At 41.9% G+C, this 23,222-nt stretch carries 22 protein-coding genes; 14 read left to right on the top strand and 8 right to left on the bottom strand.

Going from position 1 to position 23,222, the window contains the following annotated elements:
- Window positions 1-5: 5 nt before the first annotated feature.
- The 6 genes from argB to VF675_RS00890 all read left to right on the top strand — a co-directional run bounded on the left by argB (window position 6) and on the right by VF675_RS00890 (window position 5,214).
- Window positions 6-911, top strand: coding sequence for an acetylglutamate kinase (gene argB / locus VF675_RS00915; protein ID WP_004975310.1), 906 nt, complete (start codon window positions 6-8; stop codon window positions 909-911).
- 209 nt (window positions 912-1,120) lie between these two features.
- Window positions 1,121-1,921, top strand: a complete 801-nt coding sequence (locus tag VF675_RS00910; RefSeq protein ID WP_026438333.1) for a GNAT family N-acetyltransferase — start codon at window positions 1,121-1,123, stop codon at window positions 1,919-1,921.
- Window positions 1,922-2,069: 148 nt separating this feature from the next.
- The gene (locus VF675_RS00905; protein ID WP_004975313.1) at window positions 2,070-2,918 is read left to right on the top strand and encodes a class II glutamine amidotransferase; all 849 of its coding nucleotides are present in this window, start codon (window positions 2,070-2,072) and stop codon (window positions 2,916-2,918) included.
- A gap of 263 nt (window positions 2,919-3,181) precedes the next feature.
- A complete protein-coding gene (locus VF675_RS00900; RefSeq protein WP_004975314.1) occupies window positions 3,182-3,637 on the top strand; it encodes a bacteriohemerythrin in 456 nt (151 codons plus the stop codon).
- A 174-nt stretch (window positions 3,638-3,811) separates the two neighbouring features.
- Entirely contained in the window at window positions 3,812-4,897 is a 1,086-nt protein-coding gene (locus tag VF675_RS00895) for a hypothetical protein (protein WP_440204615.1), read from the top strand.
- Window positions 4,894-5,214, top strand: a complete 321-nt coding sequence (locus tag VF675_RS00890) for an RnfH family protein (protein ID WP_440204614.1) — start codon at window positions 4,894-4,896, stop codon at window positions 5,212-5,214. The genes VF675_RS00895 and VF675_RS00890 overlap by 4 nt, the downstream gene beginning before the upstream one ends.
- A 45-nt stretch (window positions 5,215-5,259) precedes the next feature.
- Here VF675_RS00890 and VF675_RS00885 read toward each other — a convergent pair whose 3' ends face one another.
- On the bottom strand, window positions 5,260-5,658 hold the full coding sequence (locus VF675_RS00885) for an outer membrane protein assembly factor BamE (RefSeq protein WP_168418235.1): 399 nt from the start codon (window positions 5,656-5,658) through the stop codon (window positions 5,260-5,262).
- Window positions 5,659-5,770: 112 nt separating this feature from the next.
- Between VF675_RS00885 and fur the strand changes: the two genes are divergently transcribed.
- Window positions 5,771-6,208: a ferric iron uptake transcriptional regulator gene (gene fur / locus VF675_RS00880; RefSeq protein WP_004975325.1), complete on the top strand. Its 438-nt coding sequence runs from the start codon at window positions 5,771-5,773 to the stop codon at window positions 6,206-6,208.
- A gap of 57 nt (window positions 6,209-6,265) precedes the next feature.
- Here the strand turns inward: fur and VF675_RS00875 are convergent, their stop codons facing one another.
- Window positions 6,266-7,384, bottom strand: coding sequence for a PilT/PilU family type 4a pilus ATPase (locus VF675_RS00875; RefSeq protein WP_168418234.1), 1,119 nt, complete (start codon window positions 7,382-7,384; stop codon window positions 6,266-6,268).
- 21 nt (window positions 7,385-7,405) lie between these two features.
- Window positions 7,406-8,443 carry a type IV pilus twitching motility protein PilT gene (locus tag VF675_RS00870; RefSeq protein ID WP_168418233.1) on the bottom strand — a complete coding sequence of 346 codons (1,038 nt, stop codon included), beginning with the start codon at window positions 8,441-8,443 and terminating at the stop codon, window positions 7,406-7,408.
- Between the two features lie 124 nt (window positions 8,444-8,567).
- On the opposite strand from VF675_RS00870, the gene VF675_RS00865 reads away from it, so the two are divergent.
- Window positions 8,568-9,257 (top strand): YggS family pyridoxal phosphate-dependent enzyme, encoded by a 690-nt coding sequence (locus VF675_RS00865; protein WP_440204620.1) that lies wholly within the window; start codon window positions 8,568-8,570, stop codon window positions 9,255-9,257.
- Between the two features lie 360 nt (window positions 9,258-9,617).
- Here the strand turns inward: VF675_RS00865 and VF675_RS00860 are convergent, their stop codons facing one another.
- From VF675_RS00860 to VF675_RS00850, 3 genes are all read right to left on the bottom strand, one after another.
- Window positions 9,618-9,893, bottom strand: coding sequence for a hypothetical protein (locus tag VF675_RS00860; protein ID WP_004975329.1), 276 nt, complete (start codon window positions 9,891-9,893; stop codon window positions 9,618-9,620).
- A 139-nt stretch (window positions 9,894-10,032) separates the two neighbouring features.
- Complete coding sequence (locus tag VF675_RS00855; RefSeq protein ID WP_179990289.1) at window positions 10,033-13,644, bottom strand: AAA family ATPase; 3,612 nt, start codon at window positions 13,642-13,644, stop codon at window positions 10,033-10,035.
- Between the two features lie 9 nt (window positions 13,645-13,653).
- On the bottom strand, window positions 13,654-14,904 hold the full coding sequence (locus VF675_RS00850; protein ID WP_154320420.1) for an exonuclease SbcCD subunit D: 1,251 nt from the start codon (window positions 14,902-14,904) through the stop codon (window positions 13,654-13,656).
- 481 nt (window positions 14,905-15,385) lie between these two features.
- On the opposite strand from VF675_RS00850, the gene VF675_RS00845 reads away from it, so the two are divergent.
- Complete coding sequence (locus tag VF675_RS00845; protein ID WP_004975337.1) at window positions 15,386-15,832, top strand: ABZJ_00895 family protein; 447 nt, start codon at window positions 15,386-15,388, stop codon at window positions 15,830-15,832.
- 136 nt (window positions 15,833-15,968) lie between these two features.
- Window positions 15,969-16,886, top strand: coding sequence for a TIGR01777 family oxidoreductase (locus tag VF675_RS00840; RefSeq protein WP_440204613.1), 918 nt, complete (start codon window positions 15,969-15,971; stop codon window positions 16,884-16,886).
- 20 nt (window positions 16,887-16,906) lie between these two features.
- Here VF675_RS00840 and thiO read toward each other — a convergent pair whose 3' ends face one another.
- Both thiO and hemB read right to left on the bottom strand, forming a co-directional pair.
- Window positions 16,907-18,025 (bottom strand): glycine oxidase ThiO, encoded by a 1,119-nt coding sequence (thiO, locus tag VF675_RS00835; RefSeq protein ID WP_440204612.1) that lies wholly within the window; start codon window positions 18,023-18,025, stop codon window positions 16,907-16,909.
- A gap of 13 nt (window positions 18,026-18,038) precedes the next feature.
- Window positions 18,039-19,052, bottom strand: coding sequence for a porphobilinogen synthase (hemB, locus tag VF675_RS00830; RefSeq protein ID WP_004975342.1), 1,014 nt, complete (start codon window positions 19,050-19,052; stop codon window positions 18,039-18,041).
- Window positions 19,053-19,172: 120 nt separating this feature from the next.
- Here hemB and VF675_RS00825 point away from each other — a divergent pair, with 120 nt between their 5' ends.
- The 4 genes from VF675_RS00825 (at window position 19,173) to VF675_RS00810 (ending at window position 23,215) form a co-directional block, all read left to right on the top strand.
- A complete protein-coding gene (locus VF675_RS00825; RefSeq protein WP_180038158.1) occupies window positions 19,173-19,670 on the top strand; it encodes a thioesterase family protein in 498 nt (165 codons plus the stop codon).
- Window positions 19,671-19,892: 222 nt separating this feature from the next.
- Window positions 19,893-20,687 carry a thermostable hemolysin gene (locus VF675_RS00820; RefSeq protein ID WP_167846200.1) on the top strand — a complete coding sequence of 265 codons (795 nt, stop codon included), beginning with the start codon at window positions 19,893-19,895 and terminating at the stop codon, window positions 20,685-20,687.
- A 28-nt stretch (window positions 20,688-20,715) separates the two neighbouring features.
- Window positions 20,716-22,407 (top strand): AMP-binding protein, encoded by a 1,692-nt coding sequence (locus VF675_RS00815; RefSeq protein ID WP_440204611.1) that lies wholly within the window; start codon window positions 20,716-20,718, stop codon window positions 22,405-22,407.
- On the top strand, window positions 22,361-23,215 hold the full coding sequence (locus VF675_RS00810; RefSeq protein ID WP_440204610.1) for a TauD/TfdA family dioxygenase: 855 nt from the start codon (window positions 22,361-22,363) through the stop codon (window positions 23,213-23,215). Before VF675_RS00815 ends, VF675_RS00810 begins: the two co-directional genes overlap by 47 nt.
- Window positions 23,216-23,222: the final 7 nt, after the last annotated feature.

The raw sequence follows: 23,222 nt of genomic DNA, 5'->3' as shown, positions 1-23,222 counted from the left end.
GGCGAATGCCACATCAACAGACTGGTATCGACAAAGCGCAAATTTTGACTGAAGCTTTGCCGTATATTCAACGTTTTGCGGGCAAGACCCTTGTTGTGAAATATGGCGGCAATGCCATGACCGATCCTGAGCTGGAAAGTTCTTTTGCTCGTGATATCGTGTTGTTAAAGACTGTAGGCTTAAACCCGATTGTGGTGCATGGCGGTGGCCCACAAGTGGATTCTATGCTCAAGCAATTGGGACGTGAGTCTGACCGTATTGATGGCATGCGTGTCACCGATCCTACGACTATGGAAGTCGTAGAAATGGTCTTGGGTGGTAGCGTCAACAAATCTATCGTCAATCTGATTAACCAACATGGCGGTCGTGCCATTGGTTTGACGGGTAAAGATGGTAACTTGATTCGCGCACAAAAATTATTGATGCAAAAAACTACTGAAACAGGCGAAGTACAACAAATTGACCTTGGTTTGGTGGGTGAAGTGGTGGGTGTCAAAACCGACGTGTTGGAAATGTTTACCAGCAGCGACTTTATTCCAGTGATTGCACCTTTAGGTGTCGATGATGCAGGCAATACCTATAACATTAATGCCGATTTAGTCGCAGGTAAAGTTGCCGAAGCATTGGGTGCGGAAAAGTTAATTTTGCTGACCAATATTACGGGTGTATTAGACGAAAATAAAAACCTGTTAACTGGTTTGACTACGCAGGAAGTAGATCGTTTAATTGATACAGGCGTGATTTACGGTGGCATGATTCCAAAAGTGGGTTGTGCATTGGATGCAGTTAAAGGCGGTGTAATCAGTGCACATATTGTAGATGGTCGTGTGCCACATGCTACTTTATTGGAAATCTTTACTGATCATGGTGTGGGAACATTAATTACCAACCGTGTCCAAACGCGTAAATAAAACTCTATAAGATGATCCCTAAAAGAGCTTCACAATTGAAGCTCTTTTTTATGTCAAATTTACGGCAAGAAACTGAAATTTTGTTGATTCAGCATCCTTGAAATTGCTTTGCACCTATCCTGCAATCTTAAAATTGTAGTCGCTAAAATCGCGGTCATCATAGTGTCATGCTGCTGTCCTAGTGTAGGAGAAAACATGAGGTATCTATGATGCTACAAAAATTAAATCAGTATCGTCAGCAGTTTAGCTTTCCTATGGTTAAAGTGGGTAAAGCACAGAAAAAAAACAGCAAAGCTACGCAATATGCGTTTGAATGGGTTGAAAATTTAAAGCAACTACAAGAAGTACAGCGCTTTCGTGCACAGCAATTTTCCAAGCAATTTGGCATTGAATTTGAATCGGGTTTAGATCAGGACTTGTACGATTTTGGCTGTGAACACGCCGTACTCAGAGATAAATCTACGGGTGAAATTGTTGCTTATACTCGTTTAAAACTTTGGCAAGGGCATGAGCTAGCCAACAGTTATAGTGCGCACGAGTTTAAAATTATAGATGAGTTAGGGCATCTCTCGAATATTGTCGAAATGGGGCGTACTTGTGTGCATCCACGTTATCGTTCAGGCAAAACACTCTCTATTTTATGGCTGAATTTAGTGCCTAAAGTGTTATGGGAAATGCGTGCCAAACACATGATTGGCTGTGTCAGTATTCGTTTGGAAGGTAATGAAGCACGCGCGTATCATACCCATCAAGCGATTCAACAATTGGCAGAAAATCAACGCTGCGATATTCAGTCACAGCAGCCGTTTGAGCCAAGTTGTCCAAGTCATAGCTTTAGCCAAGATGAACGAATACCTAAACTGTTTGATGTTTATCTGAAAATGAATGCTAAGCTGTCTGAGCAAGCATTTTATGACCGTGAGTTTAACTGTCTAGATTATTTTGTTTTGTTAGATGTGAAACAAATGGCGAAACATTTTATTCGCCAAAAGAAAGTAAAAGCATCATAACATCGTGATGAAATAGAGATTTCTACAGCACTGCATATTTAAAGAATGGTGATGTGAAAATCTATTTATATTTTTCAGATTTGAATTATGTACATGGCTGATGCACAATAATCAGATAATTTCATTATTTGTATAAAGATAAGGCCTTATGTGTCAGTTGCTTGGAATGAATTGTGCGACACCTACCGATATTACCTTTTCATTTCGGGGATTTTCGCAGCGCGCAGGAATCACCTCCGACCATTCTGATGGCTTCGGAATTGCTTTTTTTGAAGATAAAGCTTGTCGTTTATTTGTTGATAACCAATCTGCAGTAGAATCACCTATTGCAGAATTGATCCGCAACTATCCCATCAAATCGCGCAATGTGATTGCCCATATTCGTAAAGCGACACAAGGCAAAATTAATTTAGAAAATTCGCATCCGTTTAGTCGTGAGTTGTGGGGACGCCAGTGGATTTTTGCCCATAATGGTGATTTACATGACTTTCATCCACGTTTATCAGGTCGTTTTACCCCTGTGGGCAATACCGACAGTGAACGTGCATTTTGTTATTTGTTAGATCAATTGGTAAATCATTTTGGTTATGATGAACCGAGCCTGACGCAAATTTTTGACTTGTTAGCCGAAATTTCTCCTAAAATTGCAGAACATGGCACTTTTAATTTTTGTTTGTCCAATGGTCAGGCATTATTTAGTTATGCGGTGACCAAATTACATTGGTTGGTGCGTGCTTATCCATTTCAGCCTGCACAATTAATTGATTTAGATGTTGAGGTTGATTTTAGCCAAGTCACCACAGCAGAGGATTGTGTGGCAGTGATTACCACTGAACCCTTGACTCAAAATGAAACATGGACAGCATTTCAGCCAGGTGAAATGATTTTATTTCAACATGGACGCCCAATTAAAACCCAAATGACACATATTGCGCGTTTGGAACGTGAGCGTTTAAATCCTGAATTAAGACGGATCACCAAAGCGGATCAATACTAATTTATACGGGTATGTGTGGTTGAAAAATATTCATTTTATTATTGTATAATTCAATTAAATCAAGAATGAAAATGTATAAATTGGTTAATTAATAATTGATTCTTTTAGTCGGGTATTTTTGTTAAAATTTATTTAAATCAATGTCTTGTGTTGTTTTTGTGCGATTTAAACCAATCCCTACCAATTCGCTTCATTTTTATTTATGGGAAATACGGCTACCATTCCGCAATGTGATTAATCATTTATTTCTGTAAGGTGGTCGTATGAAGATGAAATGGGTTCCAGAATACAATACTGGTATCGATGTGATTGACGATCAGCATAAACGTATCCTCGATTATATTAATGAAATTGTTGAAATTAGCGATGGTACAGATCGAGCACGTGTAAAGCAGATTTTAGATAATATTATTGATTACACCCAGTCGCATTTTACGTTTGAAGAATCATTACAAGAAGAAGCGGGTTATAAATACCGCGTACCACATAAACGTGTGCATGATTTATTCATTAAAAAAATTGAGTCTTATCGCGATCGTTATGAAATGGGACAATCCATTGAAGGCGAATTGCATGAAGTCTTATCAAAATGGTTAATTAATCATATTCAACACGATGACGCCGATTATGTTGGTGCTGTGAAAGAGAATATGATGGGCATTATTAAGGAAAATGAGAAGAAGAAAGGTAAAGGTTGGTTTGCTCGTTTCTTTTCGTAATAACAAATACAGTTTATGCACAACATTGAATTGATGTGATAACAAGTGCTACAACAAAAATTATAAATTTGCGCAGCAAACTGTCTTAGATAGTTTGCTTTTTTCTTTTTTGAGGTTTTGCTTTTCCTTGATGACAAAGGCAAAATAGCCGTAGATTTTTATTAGGACAGCATCATGCAGGACAATGCTATGTCACGATGGTTATCGCCGCTGATGGCATTTGGTTTATCTTTTATTATTATTGCCACTTTGGCACCTATGACCGGTATTCAGGTTGAGCGTCAGCTCGACTTTTGGTTGTTGTGGTTAGCAACCATGCTGATTTTGGCATTACCGATTACTTATTTGGAAATTGCCTTAGCCAAACGCTCAAAAACGACAGCATTACAAGCACTTTCAAGTTTAACCCGTGATGCCGATGCTTCTCAAAAATGGCGTTTGGTGGGCTGGCTTGCAGTGGTGTTCATTCCATTTTTAGCAGGCGGTTTGTTGTCTAATGCTGCGCAAATTTTAAATCAATATGCCGCTGCAGACTTGGCTAGTCATGTCTTATTTGTGATTGTGGCTGTTTTAGCACTGGCATTGTCATTAGTTCCGCGTCAAATTTTATTGTTGTGTACCGCTGTTGCTGTTGTGGCGGCTTTGGTTTTATCGATGGTGATGGGTTCAGAACTCCCTGCATGGCAAGTCACCTCAATTGAGTTTAGCGAATGGGGCAGTGCAACCGTTTTGGCTTTGGTGGCCAGTGGTTTAGGCATGGGCTTGTACTGGCAAACCAGTTTGCCGCAAGTACAGCAACAATCTGCAGCAACCTCAACGGTATTGCCAATTTGGATTGCACAGCTATTGGCAGTCGTTGCTTTTGCATTCTTTGCCGTGCAAGCACAAATTCCAGCGTTGGCTTTGGTGGTGGCAACTGTTGCAGCAGCAGCGGTTCTATTGCAATTGGCACGTGAACAATTGGCACAACGTCAAATGGCGGTTGCGATTCAGTGGATTGTATTGATTGCAGCAACTTTGGTTTGGGCAATTCCTGCCATTGGTCCTGTATTTAATTTTGCCTTATTGCTTTGGGGCTTAGTTATTTGTTTGATTTACGCAATTTTTGCAGGCTGGATTATGAAAATCAGCCATTTGCGTAAAGCCATGAACTTTAGCAGTGAAGCCTTTTATAACATTTGGCGTATTGCGGTACGTGTGGTGTTACCTGTATCTATCGTAGTGGCGATGGTGGCGTTAATTGGACAGTGGATCGCATGAGTCAAATGGCGCAGGTTTGGGTGGCGTATGCCACACCCGAACAACAATGGCATGTGGCTGTCGCATTTCAGCAGGGCATGACTGTACTGGATGCAATTCAGCAGAGTGGACTTGTGACAGCAACGACTTTACCTGAACCGTTGATGCTGGGTATTTTTGGTGTACGGGTTGAGCCGCAGCATGTATTACAAGCAGGTGATAGGGTTGAGATTTATCGTGCTTTGACCATTAACCCGAAAGATATTCGTCGTAAACGTGCCGCAAAGAACCCTGTAGGGCGCTATGCCAAAAGCAATCGCCTCAGACAATTGAAATGATTTGAAAAACCCCTCAGCGAGGGGTTTCTTTTTATTTTAAAGGGGCTATAGTGGTGGCGCGTTGAGAATCGCTTCTTTCGATCCTGGTAGACCAGGTTGAGATTCTGGGATGGTTTCTAAGCCTTCAATTTTTTGCACGATACCAGTTTGATCGAAATAGATTTTCAAATGCTGACCATGCGCGGCAGGGATCTTGGCTTTTTTAGCATAAGTTCCTGGGATATAATTGTAAATGTAGTCCCAACGTAACGGGTTCATTGGATCGGAAATGGTTGGACTGCCCAGTAAAAAGCGAACTTGTTGGTGACTCATACCGACTTGGACTTTTGAAGCTTGCGCTTGGGTTAAAGGCGTACCCTGTGGAATATCTACTTTATAAACGCCCAAGGTCGAACAGCCTGCGAGCAGTGAAGTGACCAATAACGTCAACATGATTTTTTGCATTTTGCTACACTATCCCAAATTAATTATGATGCATTTGATCCAGTGTTAGATCATACTGCATCTTAACTTTGTTGCATATTCCAACTTTAATTTTGTTGAGAGACCTTTTTACATGCCTATTTCAAATCAAGAATTACGCAAAGCTGGACTTAAAGTTACCCTTCCACGAATTAAAATCCTAGAATTATTAGAAAATTCAAAACAACATCATTTAAGTGCAGAAGACATCTACAAAACTTTACTCGATCAGGGCGAAGATGTGGGTTTAGCAACTGTGTATCGTGTGTTAACACAGTTTGAAGCTGCTGGGATTATTGAGCGTCATAATTTTGAGAACAACCACTCTGTATTTGAAATTATGCAGGAAGATCACCACGACCATTTGGTGTGCTTGAACTGTAGTAAAGTAGTTGAATTTATTAATGATACTATTGAAAAAGAACAGCACGATGTGGCAGAAAAATTCGGTTTTGAATTAACAGGTCACTCACTAAATTTATATGGTTATTGCGATGCGCCTGAATGTCGTGAAGCATTGCGTAAAAAATAAGTTAGAAATACAAAAAAGGCTTCCATTACGGAAGCCTTTTTCTTATCTGTTTTGAGTTTATTGCCCATCAAAGGTGATATTCGATGTAGCATGCAATAAACGGTCGCCACCTTCTTCTGATAACTTGATTTGTAGACGCAAGTCGTTTGGTGAGTCAGCGTGCTTGAGTGCATCTTTGTAGCTAATTTGCTTGGCTTTATACAGATCGTATAAGGCTTGGTCAAAGGTTTGCATGCCCAATTCACGTGAACGCTTCATCAAATCTTTAATTTCGTGTACATCACCTTTACGGATTAAATCTGCAATGAGCGGTGAGTTAATTAAAATTTCAATTGCAGCACGACGTGAGTTACCGTCAATAGTTGGAAGGAGTTGCTGCGCCACAATTGCTTTGAGGTTCAGCGATAAATCCATAAACAACTGGCCATGACGGTCTGCTTCAAAGAAGTGAATAATACGGTCAATGGCTTGGTTGGCGTTGTTGGCGTGCAGGGTTGCAAAAACCAAGTGACCGGTTTCGGCAAAGGCAATCGCATAATCCATGGTTTCGCGGGAACGAATCTCACCAATTAGAATCACATCTGGCGCTTGACGCAGGGTATTTTTTAATGCCACTTCAAATGAGTCGGTATCAATACCCACTTCACGTTGGGTAATAATACAGCCTGCATGTTCGTGTACAAATTCAATCGGGTCTTCAATAGTGATGATATGACCTTTGGAATTTTGGTTACGGTAACCAATAATTGATGCCAAAGAGGTCGATTTACCAGTACCAGTTGCACCTACAAAGATGATAATACCGCGTTTGGTCATTGCCAAATCTTTTAAAATTGGCGGCAGTTTTAACTCATCCATGGTTGGAATTTTGGTTTCAATTCGGCGCAGTACCATGCCAGGTTCATCACGTTGCTGAAATGCACTGACACGGAAACGTGCCGATTTTTCACGGTTGGTGATGGCAAAGTTACATTCACGGGTTTCGGCAAATTCCTTGCGCTGCTTTTCACTCATAATTGAGTTCAGTAACTGCCCGACAATTTCACCTGTCAGTTTGCTTTTGGCAACAGGCACAATTTGTCCATGAATTTTCATGGACGGTTCAACATCGGCAGTAATAAACAAGTCAGACGCTTTTTGCTGAATCATCAAATTCAGTAAATCATTAAAGTCCATCGCGTATCTCGAATTTTAAACTTATAAGAATGATTCAGGCTGCTTCGCAACAGTTCGTGCAGTCTGTGGACTAATTACACCACGCGATACCAAGTTTTTCAGGCTTTGGTCGAGTGTAGTCATACCGTAGTTTGCACCAGTCTGAATAGCCGAATACATTTGCGCTACTTTGTTCTCACGAATCAAGTTACGTACTGCAGGAATACCAATCATGATTTCATGGGCTGCAACACGACCGCCGCCATTTTTCTTCAGCAGAGACTGTGAAATTACGGCTTGTAGAGATTCAGATAACATGGCACGAACCATGTCTTTTTCTTCTGCAGGGAATACGTCAATGACACGGTCAATGGTTTTTGCCGCCGAGGTGGTGTGTAGCGTACCAAATACCAAGTGACCTGTTTCCGCAGCGGTCAGTGCCAAACGAATGGTTTCTAGGTCACGCATCTCACCCACCAAGATGATGTCAGGGTCTTCACGAAGCGCTGAACGCAGTGCTTCATTAAAGCCATGTGTATCACGGTGTACTTCACGTTGGTTAACCAAGCATTTTTTAGATTGGTGTACAAATTCGATTGGGTCTTCGACTGTTAAAATGTGGTCATAACGATTGTCATTAATATAATCGATCATCGCCGCAAGGGTGGTCGATTTACCTGAACCCGTTGGCCCTGTCACCAAAACCAAACCGCGTGGATATTCACAAATATCCTTGAAGATTTGCCCCATGCCTAAATCTTCAAGTGTTAATACTTTTGATGGAATGGTACGGAATACCGCACCTGCACCACGGTTTTGGTTAAATGCGTTCACACGGAAACGTGCCACGCCAGGCACTTCAAAAGAAAAGTCAGTTTCTAGGTTTTCTTCAAAATCACGGCGTTGTTTATCATTCATAATGTCGTACACTAATTTGTGTACTTCTTTATGTTCTAATGCAGGTAAGTTAATACGACGTACTTCACCATCCACACGAATCAGTGGTGGCATACCAGCAGATAAGTGTAAATCCGAAGCGCCGTTTTTAGCGGAGAACGCCAATAATTCTGTAATGTCCATGAAAGTCCCCGAGATCAATTAAATCTTAATTATTTTGATAGAATAATACGGCTTTCCATCAGCTTAACCAACTGTTAGTTGCTGGGCAAGGTAAAAAAAGATGAATGAAATGAGAAATCCATCAATGAATAATTTGCAGCAATCACGCACTCAGGTTTTGCAACAAATTCAACAGGCATGCCAGTTGGCACAGCGCGAGCCAAATACGGTGCAATTGTTGGCAGTGTCTAAGACTCATCCGAGTGAAGCCTTGCGTGAAATGTATGTGACAGGGCAGCGCGCTTTTGGCGAAAATTATTTGCAAGAAGCTTTGGATAAAATGCAGGCCCTGAGTGATTTAGAAATTGAATGGCACTTTATTGGGCATGTGCAGCGCAATAAAACCAAACATTTGGCAGAAAAATTTGCATGGGTGCATGGGGTAGATCGTTTGATTATTGCCGAGCGTTTATCGAATCAGCGCGATGCTCAACAAGTGCCCCTGAATATTTGTTTACAAGTAAATATTGATGCGCAAGACACGAAGGATGGTTGTCAGCCGAGCGAAGTTGCAGAATTAGTCCGACAGATCAGCCAATTACCGCATTTAAAACTACGCGGTTTGATGGTGATTCCTGCACCTGATCATCCTCAAGCTTTTCAAGATGCCAAACAATTGTTTGATGCAGTGAAAGCACAACATGCACAACCTGAAGATTGGGATACTTTGAGTATGGGGATGTCGGGCGATTTAAATGCCGCAATTGCAGCAGGTTCAACTATGGTACGGATTGGTACAGCATTGTTTGGCGCACGTGACTATTCCAAGGCTTAATTGCTAGATGAACAAAGAATCTGCCAAGATTTTGCAAACATTATCTTGTACGTTTTGGCTGACATGAAATGCGGAATTTTGCGGCTAGTGCTGAAGGTTGGATTTTCTTAATATGAACTTATCGGGAAACAGGGAGTTTCCTAAATAAGAAGAATAAGAAATAGAACAACACGGAAGTGCTTGGTACGACAGGAGTTATACCAAAAACTGAATCTAGAAAGCCTCGACAGGATGTCGAGGCTTTTTTAGTTATGTATGCTGTAAAGCTGTCAAAGTTTTGGCTTGTGTAGATTATTTTTAATAACCTTCACTATTTTTAGAAAGCGCCACTCCCGTCCAGTAAATAGGTGAAGTAGACATTCAAGATTTATTTTCTATCCAGATTCGAATACGGGCAATCAGTAAAAATAGCAAAAAACAGAACTGAAAGAAGCCTGTGAAAATGATGGTCCAACCGCTATTTCCAGGTGTTTTTCTTGCATCCAACTCAATGACTAAAGTGCAGACGGTGAGAATGATTTCAAAAATTAAAACCGCTTTAAAAACCCAAGGTTTAGGGAAACGTATTAACCATGTGAGAAAAATAATACTTAAACTGGGCAATACAGCAAAGAGAATAATCGTTTTTATATCCATAAAATTAAGTACTTAAAGTGTGGGTGATTTTAAAATAAATTCAATACAACTTCATGGAAGCCTAAAATCTGAAATCTCACAGTCATTTCAATAATTCTTCAATCGACAAATAATCTTCAGATTTTAGGCAGTATTGGCTTTAACCCACCACATTGACTTCACTTGCCCCTGCACCCACTGGTTTGACTTGAATTTGCACAGGAATTCGTTCGTGCATTTCCTGAATATGCGAAATCAGCACCACTTTACGTCCCTGACTTTGCAGATGGTCTAAGGCATTCATCACCATGTGCAAGGAAGTCGGGTCGAGAGTGCCAAAGCCTTCATCAATAAATAGCGATTCCAGTTTCATTGAGCCAGATGCCATATTGGCAATTGCTAGTGCCAAAGCTAAAGAAACCAAAAAGGTTTCGCCACCCGATAAAGACAGAACAGGGCGAATTTCACTGTTCATATCTAAATCAATAATCGCCAACCCCAAACTGTCAGGAATACGATGCAACTGATAACGCGAACTCAGTGGCAGCAATTGCTGATTGGCGTATTCCACCAAAATATCCAAGTGATGTTCTTGAGCAATTTTCTTAAATTTCGTACCTTCTTTATGCCCAATTAAATCGTAAATACGTCCCCAGCGATATTCTTCAGCTTTGATATTTTCAATTTGAGTTTGATAGGTAGCAAAAATCCCTTGATTGGTGCTATTCAGGCGTAGCTGTGCCTCAATCTCATTATAGTTTTGCTGTTGTTTGGCTTTGTCTGTTTGCAGCGCTGCCAGTTGCGTGGTGACCTCGTCAAAACTCAGTTGTGGCTGTTGCTTTAAGTGTTTTTGATATTGCTCTTCCAATGTTTGCCAAGCCGTTTTAGCACTCTCCAAACTGTTTTGTTGTTGCTGCAGCATGTTGCGTATTTGCTGATGTTCGGCATAAGAAATCTGTAAACATTTATCAATGATGCTGGCTTGAAAATGCGTGTGTGTCGCTTGCCACGTTGCAATGTGTTGCTGACATTCAGTGTGTTGCTGCATGCGCTGTTGAATTCTACTATCCAAACCATGTTTTTGCAGTTGTAAGTCTTTTAACACCTGTTCTGCTTGATTAAGTACAGTTCGTTGTGTGCTAAGTGCAAGATTGAGTTGCTGTTGTTGCTGATCTAAAGCCTGCTGCCATTCTTGATAGGTCTGATATTCACATCCCGCATGAGTTCTTGTAAGCTGCTTAATTTGATCACGCAGCTCACTTCCTGCAGTTTTAATCTGCTGCAGTTGTAGGGTTTTCTCTGCATGTTGCTGTTGTAAAAATAGCAACTTTTCTTGCACTTGCTGCTGTTGTTGAGTCAGTTGTTCAATCGTTTTGCTCAGTTGAACTTGCTGCTGCTGCAAGTGATGACGTTGCTCTAACTGTTGTAAGGCATTTTGATAGTATTCAATCGGTTGATTGAGCCAAGCGTGTCTTTGTTCTGCATCTAAAAGCGACAAAATAGGCTGTAAACGCTGAGCGAGGTCTTGGCGTTGTTGAATAGCATATTTGAGTTGTTCTGCCTGCTGTGCAGCATTGCGCCATTGTTTCAGGGTATCGTTTGCTTGTTGAATACTCTGCTGCAAGTGTTGAGTGGATTGATGTGTTGTTGCCCAATGTTGCTGTACGTGTTCAATTTGCTTTGCAACAGGCAGCGCTGCATCCAAATCTAAAGATAAGGATGTTGCAAGCTGTTGCACCAATGTCTGTTGTTGTTCAAGTTGCTGTTGCAGTTCAAGACTGCGTTGTTGTTGTTGATGATAAGTTGCATCGTATTGACTGCGAGCACGCTCCAATTGTTGTAGCTGTTTTTGCGCATGCTCAAATTCAGTTTTGGCCTGCTGCAATTGCTGATCCTGCAATTGGTTTAAAGCGTCACTGAGTAAATTTTCATGCTGAATAAACGGATGTTCATGGCTGCCGCAGACCATACAGGCTTCATTCGGTTTTAATTGGGCACGTAAATCCTGCACACTTTGATGCTGCAATAAACGCTGCTGTTCAAAAATCTGCTGTAATTGTTGCAAGGCTTGTTCAGTAATTTGCACTTGCTGCTGTTGGGTTTGAATTTGAGTCTGTGTCTGCTGTTGCAGACTTAAAGTTTCTTGCTGACGCTGTTGTAACTGCTCAAATAGGGTGGTCTGTTGTTGCCATTGTTCAAGTGCCTGTTGCAAGCGCTCTAAAACATGCACACTCTTTAAAGCATGTTGTAATTGCTGTTGCTCTGCCGTGAGTTGCTGCTCAAGTTGTTCAGGATGTTGATATTGTTTTTCCCAAACCAACAGTTGTTGCTGTGTATGTTGTTGTTGCTCAATTAAAGTATCTAATGCAGATTGGAACAGCGTAGGGTTTTGCTGACGTAGCTGCTGTTCAAGCTGCAAATAATCTTGCAGACGTTGCAACGTAAGGGCTAAATTATCATCAAAATTTGCCCATGCCGCAGTCTGTTTGAATTGCTGTTGTAAATGTTGCTGTTGTTGTTGCTCGGTTGCAAGTTGAGTCGTCAGTTGCTTCAAATTATTTTGCACAGGCTGAATTTGCTGCTCTGCAAATAATTTTTGTGCAGCATCCAAAGCGGTATATTGTTGAAGTTTGCTAGAAATTTCATGTTGTAACTGTGCCGCAATTTCAAGTTGTGGTTTCAATTGTTCAACATGCTGCTGCCATGCCTGAAGGTCTTTTTCCGCTTGCTGTTGCTGACTAATCGCTTGCTGTTGTGCGTATTCCGCTTGTTGCAAGTTTGGTTCAAATTTCAAAAGCTGCTGATTCAGATTTTTTAGCTCGGTATCTGCTTGCTGACGCAAGACAAATTGCTCGCGGATGGTTTGAAATTCATCTAAATGTTTGAGCAATTGTTTTTGAGAGGCGAGTTTAAGATCGGCATCGACTTGAACATCATATATTTCTTTTTTAGCTTGGGTGCTGGCATAGAGTTCATGGCAATCTTTGTGCCATTTCACATCATTTTCATACAGTTTTTCGGTTTGGGTCAGCAAAGCTAATTGTTGACTTAGGTCATGTTGTTGGGTTTCTAAGTCTTTTAGTGTTTCATCGCTGAGGAGCACCACATGCCCCATGACATTTTCAAGATCTGTTCGCTTTTGTTTAATTTCACTAAATTTAACGGCTGCACGTTTACTGACTTCGGTAAAAATTTGCGAATTGGTTAAATATTCAAGTAAATCTGCCCGTTCATGGTCTTTGGCTTTTAAAAATGCCCCAACTTCCGATTGTGCCAATAATACTGCGCGTGTGAATTGCTCAAAACTAAGACCAATCAGTTGTTCTACAATCGGCGTAGCTTCAGAAATTTTTTGATTTAAAACCCGTTGTTCATCTAAGCAGGTGATGGCACGTTCAACTTTTAAGTTCCCATCCACTTTATTGTGCGCACGGCGAATTTGCCAACGTGCCGAATAGCGTTTTTGATCGAGCGCGATAAATTCAAGTTCTGCAAAGCCAGAAGTCGTACCACGACGTAAAATATGTTTAGAGTCTTTTAAGGAAATTTCTTTGCCTGCGGTATCGGTCAGACTGCCTGTAGCACCTCTCAAACGTGGAATTTCGTCATAAAGTGCCAAACACATGGCATCCAGCAAAGTCGATTTGCCTGCACCAGTTTTGCCCGTAATTGCAATTAAACCTGCCTGTGCCAGTGGCTCATCTTCAAAATTGATGACATGCGTGCCTGCCAAAGATGCCAAATTATTTAAACTTAAACGTAAAATTTTCATGGCAAATCCTTAAGCTTTATTCTGATCAAGTTCTTGTTGGGCTTCGGCCAAAAGCTGTAAAAAATCTTGGCTCACTTCTGGGTCAGGTTGATAGCCCATTTTTTCCCATAAATCTAAAAATAATTTTTCAGGCGTAGGCGGCTCTAAATCAATTTTTGATTGTTGCACGTTCGAGTTTTCACAGTTTTGAAAGCGTCGTGCAATGCGCAGTAAACGATAGCGGTTGGCAGGCAGTGCTTGTTCAATTTGTTGGCGTAAATCAATGGGTGGCGGGGCATCGCTGATATATTCAATTTCTAAAAAATGCCGTGCGCAAACTTCTGCAATTTCATCTTTTGGCAATTTATTCAGTTCGGTGATTAATTCAGAAAGTTCACAGCGAATCCGAAGCAGCTCTACCGTACGTGGAATAAGCAAGCTTTCATATTGGAAACGCTGTGCATCTGCCTGTAATGGATCAATCCTAACTTCAAGGACTTGGTGTTTATAATTCAGCTCGCTAAATGATAAAGGGATGGGTGAGCCGCTATAGCGAATGTGTGGCTGTCCGACCTGTTGCGGTTTGTGTAAGTGTCCGAGTGCGACATAGTCAATCACCTCATCAAACAGCGCAGTCGATAAGGCTTCTTCATTCCCCACTACAATTGGGCGTTCTGAGTCGGAAGTTTCGCCACCTTGCATGTGTGCATGTGACATTAAAATCAGGGCTTGATCGGGTTGTTTACGGGCTTTGGCTTCTGCAATCAGTTGTTGATGTAAGTAAGCAACCGCAGATTGATTGTCACTGCTATGTTCATTTAAACCTGTAATTTCTGCACTGCGTAAATAGGGCAGGGTCAGACACCATGCCACAATATTTTGCGCAGCGTCATAAATAGGCACTAGGAGTTTATCTAAATCTAATTTTTGCTCGGCTGTTTTACCAATCACGCCCACAGCTTTGGCGTTGAAGCGGTCTAAAAAGGGTTCAACTTGCTCAATGCGATACCCAGAGTCATGATTGCCTGCAATCATTAAGGTTTGCATGTGTGGAGCAAGCACATGCGCATCGGTAAGGAATTGATAGAGTTGTTTCTGAGCGCTCGAAGCAGGATTGACCACATCAAAAATATCGCCTGCTATGAGCAGGGCATTCGGCTGTTTGCTTTTAATTTGAGTTAAGAGCCAATTTAAAAATTCAGTATGTTCATATTCACGTTCATGGTGATGGAAAAATTGCCCCAAATGCCAATCAGACGTATGTAAAAAATGAACAGCCATGCGTGTTCCAATCTTGATGTTGAATTATGGGATAACTTAACATAACTGAGCGCAACACTGCGGCAAAAAACCAGTTTTCTGCTTTTAAAGCGACAATTTAGGTCGCAGAGATTTTAAAGAGAAGGGAAAGTAAAATCTGTCGTGATCTGTATAGAAAAATATAGAGAGTTAAAATACTGATGTTAGAAAGGCTAAAAAAAGACCTTAAAAAATAAAGACCGACGATTCGAGTGATGATGAAATCGTCGGTCAAAGAAAAACTTGCGATACAGTAAAGCTTTGGCTGCTGTTCAAAGCATGACTGTATGCGATTTATTGCTTTAGTCAGGTCACCGAAAATATTGTGGATGCCATACACATTAACGGTTGTTGTGACCTTGTAGCCTATATAACGTCAGGCTTTTGTATTCGGTTGACAATTTCATGAAAAAAAAATCAATTTTTTTTATACTAGGCTGAATCTTTTGTCTGAGTCATCTTTATGGTATCGCTAAGCCGTTATTTTATCTGGTTTTTCTTGTATTGCTTTGTGATGACCTGTATTTGTGGCGTATTGGCTGCATTATTACCTGCGGGTGTAGGCGGGATTTTAACTGCGGTGCCTTATTTGGTTGCCATGATTTTAGTGCTGTATAAGTTTTTAAAACAACAACGCCGTGCGCCGAATGACAAGGAACGCAAGACATTTACTTTAGGATTTAGCCTGATTTTTTGGGGCTATAACTTGGCGTTTTTATTATTAGGTTTGGCGATATTTTCTCGCCAAAACCCAAGCATTTGGCAAGATTTTTTACAGTATTTGCAACAGCCGCAATTTATGAGTGTGGTGGTGATCATGTTCTTGTTGATCGCAATTCCATTGTATCTGCTGACCTATTGGTTTTATGGTAAACAGGCACAGCGTATGGCAGTTAAAATGTTTGGCTGATAAAAGAAGTTGTTAATATCTGATTTTCTTCAAATATACATGATCAGTTATGTGATGATGATTTGCTTAGACTTGAACATTCAGTCTAAATCACGTATAGCTAAAACTATATTTTTCATCATGCTGAGATTGGAAGATGCATAAACCTTTGGTACTGGTAACAGGGGCAAGTGGTTTTATTGGTTCACAATTGTTGCCGTTTTTATTGCAACAGGATTATCGGGTGGTGGGGCTAACCCGACAGCCCAATCGAGTATCCAAACATCCACAATTACGCTGGATTCAGCAGTTAGATGAATTCGACACCGACCAAATTGATTATGTGATTAATTTGGCGGGAGAAAGTATTGGGCAGGGCAGATGGACAGCAGCACGCAAACAAAAATTGCTTGATAGTCGAGTTCAGACCACACTGCACTTATATCAATATCTTGAAAAGCGCCGTATTTTCCCCAAGTGTATTATTTCAGGCTCGGCAGTGGGGTATTACGGAATTGACCCGCAGGAACAATGGTCAGCAGTATGTACCGAACACAGTGCAGCACAAGATATTTTTATGTCGCAGTTGTGCCAGCAATGGGAACAGGCTGCGTTAAGCTTCAGCCAGCAAAATACTAAAATTATGCGCTTGGGCGTGGTGTTTGGGCGCGGTGGTGGCATTTTACCGCAAATGTTATTACCAATTCGTTTAAATGCCGTCGGGCGGATTGGGCATGGACGGCAGCCTGTTGCATGGGTGCATATACAAGATGTTTTACAGGCCATTCACTGGTTAATGACGCAACCTGTAGACGCCAAAATTTTGAATGTGGTTGCACCTGAAAAAACCAGTCAGCAAGACTTTGCCGAAACCGCAGCTCGGCTTTTAAAACGTCGTCCATTTTTGGTGTTACCTGCTTTTGTCTTGCGTTGGTTATTGGGCGAGCAATCGCAATTGGTGCTGAATGGGCAATATGTTAAACCACAAGCGTTAGAACAAGCAGGCTATTGCTTTCAATATCCAAAACTTGAACAGGCGCTAGCGGCTTGTCTGGGTGCATCATCCTCTACTTAAACAGAGGATGCTGCTGAGTGTTATGCACAGATTGAGGTGGGCTGTAACTGCTTTGGATCATAAGCGGCAGGATCAACAATCGTTTCTTGCCCAAGCATGAGCTGTCTTAATAACTGCGCTGAAGCAGTGCCCAGACATAAGCCATTACGGAAGTGTCCGAAATTCATCCATACATTATTTAGGCTTGGCACTTTGCCGATATACGGCACACCTGTAGGCGAGCCTGGACGTAAACCAGCCCATTGTTTCACAATGGGGAACTGTGCCAATTCAGGCACCATTTCAAAACAAGCTGTTAAAATATCTTGTTGGGTTTGCGGGTTTGGTGTGGTGTCAAAACCAACGTGACGCATACTGGAACCGCATAGCACATGGCCATCTTGACGTGGAATCAAGTACATCACCTTGTTCATGCACATGCTTGGCAACCATTGTGCAGGGGTTTTAAATAACACAATTTGCCCTTGTACAGGCTGTACAGGAATCTCTAAACCCAGTTGTGCCGCCCAGTGCTGTGACCATGCACCTGTCGCAAGCACGATATGATCTGCACGATGCAAGCGACCATCGGCAGATTGAATGGCTTGAATACGATCTTCAGTGATCTGAAATTGCTGAATTGGGCAGTGTTCAAAAAATCGCACGCGCGGATGTTGTTTCAAATATTGCGTGAGCGATTGTAATAAACGCGGATTGCGCACATTGGCAAGTTGTGAGAAATACAGGGCTTGTTTAAATTTGGGGTGGATATGCGGGTTAATTTGTTCGAGCTGTTCCCGATTCAGACATTCAGCTTGCTGCATCGGTTCATGATGACGTTCGGCATAATTTAAACCAATCTCAAAATCATCTTCATCAAAAATCAACATGCCTGTTTCATGGATTTCAAAATCAATGCCTGTAATAGGTTTGAGTTTTTCATTCCATGCTTGGTACTGCGGTTTGGCAAATTGGGCTAAGTCATTGACCGCTTGAGGATAACGCCACGGATACATGGGAGAAAGAATTCCACCACCTGCCCATGATGCCGCTTGTGCTGCTTGTTGTTGATCAAAAATACTGATAGAGCAGCCCTGCTCTACCAGTTCGAGTGCAGACAACAAACCGCTGATGCCTGCACCAATGATTGCGATGTGCATGAAAGTCGCCTGTTTATGCCATATCTTTAAGTTTGAGTGCTGCTTCTTCGGCAAAATATGTCCAAATACCATCTGCACCTGCACGGCGGCAACTCATGAGCGATTCAATAATCACACTGTCCGACAACCAGCCATTTTGAATCGCGGCAGCAAGCATGGCGTATTCACCACTCACTTGATAGACAAAGGTTGGCACACCAAAGTTATCTTTCACTTCACGTACAATGTCTAAATAAGGCATGCCTGGTTTTACAATCACCATGTCTGCACCTTCTTGAATATCCAGTGCAATTTCATGCAAGGCTTCGGCACGGTTGCCAATATCCATTTGATAATTGTATTTGTTGCCGCCTTTTAGGTTGCTGGCAGAACCGACTGCATCACGGAAAGGACCGTAAAAGCTAGAGGCATATTTGGCTGAATAAGCCATGATAGAGGTATAGATATGCCCGTTGCTTTCCAACGCCTGACGAATCGCACCAATACGGCCATCCATCATGTCACTTGGCGCAACCACATCTGCACCCGCTTCGGCATGGCTTAAAGCCTGTTTAATTAGACATTCAACCGTTTCATCATTCAGGACATAGCCTGTGTCATCAATAATGCCATCTTGACCATGAGTGGTGTACGGGTCGAGTGCGCCATCGGTAATAAGTACCATCTCTGGCAATTCTTTTTTCAGCAGGCGTAGTGTGTTTTGCACCAAGCCATCTTCACGCCATGCTGCTTCTGCGGTCAGGCTTTTATCTTCTTGTGGCGTGACTGGAAACAATGCCAGTTTAGACACGCCCAGCTGCATTAAACGCTCGGCTTTTTTGAGTAATAAGTCTGCCGATAAACGCTGAATATTCGGCATGCTTGGAATATCTTGGGTTTGATTTTGTCCCGGTAAAACAAATACAGGATAAATCAAGTGATCTGTGGTTAAGTGAGTTTCGCGAACCATGGCGCGTAATTGATCATTTTTACGGATACGACGCATACGAGTGGCAGGAAATGCAGGGCGATTGAACGTATAGGTCATAAAAATCTCACTGATCAGTATTAAACTAGACGACTATTGTAGCCCCTTAAATTTCATTTGGGCATACATTGGCTGTTTTTATTGTTGGTAAATTGAGTTGTTTGGACTTTTGGGCACGTTATGAGTAATGCAGAGAAAAATTGGACTGGGAATATACATTTAGGCGCGAAAGTCGATATTGATGTCGTGCTAAGACAATTGGTCAATGCATTTAATGGATCGCCATTTTTTCAACACAATGGCATGAGCATGCGTGTGGTAGATGGTCAAATTGAAGCTTATATTGAGATGCAACCGTATATGGTGGGCAACGTGGCTTTCCAAATTTTACATGGTGGTGTTGCTGCAACCATTTTGGACAGTGTGGGCGGTATTGTGGCAATGGGGGAGTTATATAAACGGACAGAACCTGACGATTTGCCCGATACCATTAAAAAAGTCACTCGGTTGGCTACCATAGATATGCGAGTGGATTATTTAGCACCGGGACGCGGCAAGTATTTTATTGCCCGTGCGGAAACTTTGCGTTTAGGGCGTAAAGGCTGCACCATGCGTATGACGATGGTCAATGATGAAGATAAACCAATTGCAACGGCAATTGCGTCTTATGCCTATTAAAATCTAAGGTAGGGCGCGAACAATTGTGTTTTGCATAATTGGATGACTGTTTATTTTTGATTAGTTTATTGTTTTAAACATATAAGGAGTTGAGTGATCATCTCCTTTTTTTGTGTGCATGAAGAGTTTTTTGAATTGTGACAGTTTGTAGCGACTTAAGTTTTCTTTAAGTTTAGATTTCTATCTTGAGCATTGAGTTATTTTCTATCCAATGTGATGCACATGATCAAATTTAATTTTGATGCTCAATCATCCAGTCAAACGCATTTTCTGGATGCGAATTTTCATCAGCAAAAAAATAAAAAACAATTCAACGGGTATGCATCTGTAGCGCAGCCGTATAAACCACAAACGAACCCAAAACAGTTGAACCTAGAACAGCCACATTTAGATGTATTACACAGCTATGCCTCGGTGATTCAAGCACACACAACAGCACAACATTTAAATGTGACAACTGTGACCCAAGATGCTAGCAAACAACGCTTGGCATTAGAGCATTTTATTCGAGATAAATACCAAAAAGTCCATCAGGCATCCATAAATACTTTTTCAGATACCTTGTTTGCAGGCTATGTAAACCACGACATGCAAGTGGTGATTGGCATGCAACCATTGGGCGCAAACCAAGCCTTTTTGGAACAGTATTTAGGTGCACCCATTGAAACCATTTTAACCCAATTGAGCCAAGTGCCTGTAACGCGCGCGCAGATTGTTGAAATTGGCAACTTGGCAGCGCAAGACATGAGCAAAGCCAAATTGATGGTGGCTTTTTTGGTCTTTCACTTATCGCAGAACAATGTGTCGTGGGCAGTTTGCACAGGAACAGCAGCAGTGCGCTATGTGTTACAGCAAATGGGTTTGCATTTTCAGGTACTAGAAAAAGCCAACCCCGAAGCCTTGGGCGATGCACAGCATCAATGGGGCAGTTATTACCAACAGAAGCCTTATGTACTGGCGATTGACGTTGCAGCAGCGTTGGCGGTCACGCAACAGCAATATTGTTTTTATGCCTAAGGTCATGCAGAAAGGCGGAAATTGAAAGATGAATGAGTTATTTGAAAACCTGAATCACTATGCCCAAACAGACCCTGAGCGTGAAGCAATTGTGACGGCACAAACCACACTGAGTTATGCCACATTACAGCAACGGGTTGAGTTGCTCAGTGCAGAATTGGCAACTTATCAAGTACAGCGTTTGGCGTTGTGGGGTGTGAATCAGGCCGATTGGATTGTGGTCGATTTAGCCGCACGTAAAGCTGCAATGACAGTCATTCCTGTGCCTTTATTTTTTACTGCTGCACAAGTGCAACATTTACTGCAAGACAGCCAAGCGGAGTTGCTGTGTATTTTGACGGATACTGCACAAAGCGATACTCCGTCCAATGTTAACTCGGCTATAGGAAATACTGCTATTCCAGAAGCTTTGTTGGAGATGATTGATGCAGTTCAGACACAGGTTTTGCCACCATCAGATTTATGTCAAGGGCAGTTGTTTCGTCTAAGCGTTGAAACAGCACAACCGCATTTATCCCCAAATTCTGCTGAGCAGCCTACAAAAATTACTTATACCTCGGGCAGTACGGGTACTCCCAAAGGTGTGTGTTTGGCAGAAGCCACCATTAATTCAATTACGTACTCTTTAAGTCAGGCATTGCAAAGCAGCCAGCTTGGGCGGCATTTGTGTCTAATTCCATTTGCAACATTGCTTGAAAATATCGCAGGCGTGTATGTGCCTTTTCACATGGGGCGTGCAGTGGTGGTGGCTGAAGTCAGTCAGTTTGGTTTGCTGTCCAACCATGAGTTTGATGTTTCACGCTTTGTCGATGCCGTGCAGCAATATCATATTGAAAGCGTGATTTTATTGCCACAAATGCTCAAAGCGATTGTGGAATATATCCATCAACACGGCGATTTGGGCTTGCGCACTTTGAAGTTTATTGCCGTGGGTGGTGGCAAGGTGTCTGCAGATTTACTCAAGCAGTGTCAGCAATTCAATTTACCTGTTTATGAAGGTTATGGTCTGTCTGAATGTGCATCGGTCGTGAGTTTAAACCTGCCTGAAGCTCGCAGAATTGGCAGTGTTGGCCGCGTATTACCGCATGTTCAAGTCGAAATTGCTGCCAATCAAGAAGTGGTGGTCAAGGGCAATGCCATGTTGGGATATATGCATGAACTTGGGCGTGAGCAGGATGCGGTATCCGCCGATATTCACACAGGTGATGCAGGTTATTTTGATGAAGATGGCTATTTATATATCACAGTGCGTATCAAGCAAATTATTGTCAGCAGTTTTGGGCGCAATATTTCACCAGAATGGGTTGAATCGAACAGTTTGAGTGAGCCTGAAATTCAACAGATTGCCGTGTTTGGTGAAGCGCAGCCGTCATTATCTGCAGTGATTTATGCCGAGGAACATCGTTCAGATGCGCAATTGGCAGCCGCGATTTATCGTGCCAATACCCGTATGCCTGATTATGCCCAAATTAAACACTGGTGCCGTGCTGAACAACCTTTTTCTTTAAATAATCAGATGTTAACCGATAACGGAAAATTGCGTAGAGCAGTCATTCAGCAACAGTATCAGACAGCTTTGGCACATCCTACAACGTATTTAATGGCTGATCTTGGAGATGTTTCACAGATAGACATCAACCTGTCAGTCATCAATAGAGATAGAGAGAAATCACATGAATATTGCACAACAGCAATTCAAACATTCCCCACAACAAATTAAACATCGTTTGGTGGAGCACGGTTGGGTTTTACTTAGAAATGAACATTATGATGTGAATGCGTTTAGTGGGCTGATGAGCAATATTTGCCAAAAGCTGACCTATGACCCTGCACGTGAAAATGTGACCCGACAATCGCAAAAAGTAGATGCAGGTACGCAGGCAATGGGACTGCATATAGAAAATGGTTCAACCCCAATGCCGCCTGATATTATTGCTTTTTTTAGTGAAAAAAGTGCTTCGCGTGGTTCGCAGACTACTTTATGTGATGGACATGAGGTATGGCAAAAACTGCCTGACACACTGAAGCAGAAATTTGCTGAACCGATGACCATCAGCCGTTACTTACCCAAAGCGATGTGGCAAAAGTATGTGGCGACAGCACTCAATATTGCCGATGCCGTACAGGTCGGGCAGCAGGAACTCGCTCATTTTATTGAGATGATTCCTAGACAACGGATTCGCCCTGCGCATGATGAAGGTGTGCAGTATGACTTGAACATGCCGATGATTCGCCATGACAATTTAAAAGCTGTGCCTGCCTTTGCCAATACCTTGTTGGGGCCTTCTTATAATTACGAAAAGCCGCGTTTTTACTTTGCCGATGGCAGCGAAATCCAAGCGGAATTATTGGAAGAGTTGGCAGAGCGATGCGAGCGTGAAACCTCAGAAATTGACTGGCAAGATGGTGATGTGGTGCTCATTGATAACAAGCGCTTTATGCATGGCAGACGTGAAATATTGGTGCCATTAGAAGATCGTAAACTCTATATTTGTATGGGCTTGGGACTGAATCTTGCATTTTTATAATTGAGTT

This window comes from Acinetobacter sp. Lyrl_1 (assembly GCF_051948795.1).
GTDB classification, from domain to species: domain Bacteria; phylum Pseudomonadota; class Gammaproteobacteria; order Pseudomonadales; family Moraxellaceae; genus Acinetobacter; species Acinetobacter towneri.
This window is presented reverse-complemented; position numbering and strand designations above follow the sequence as displayed.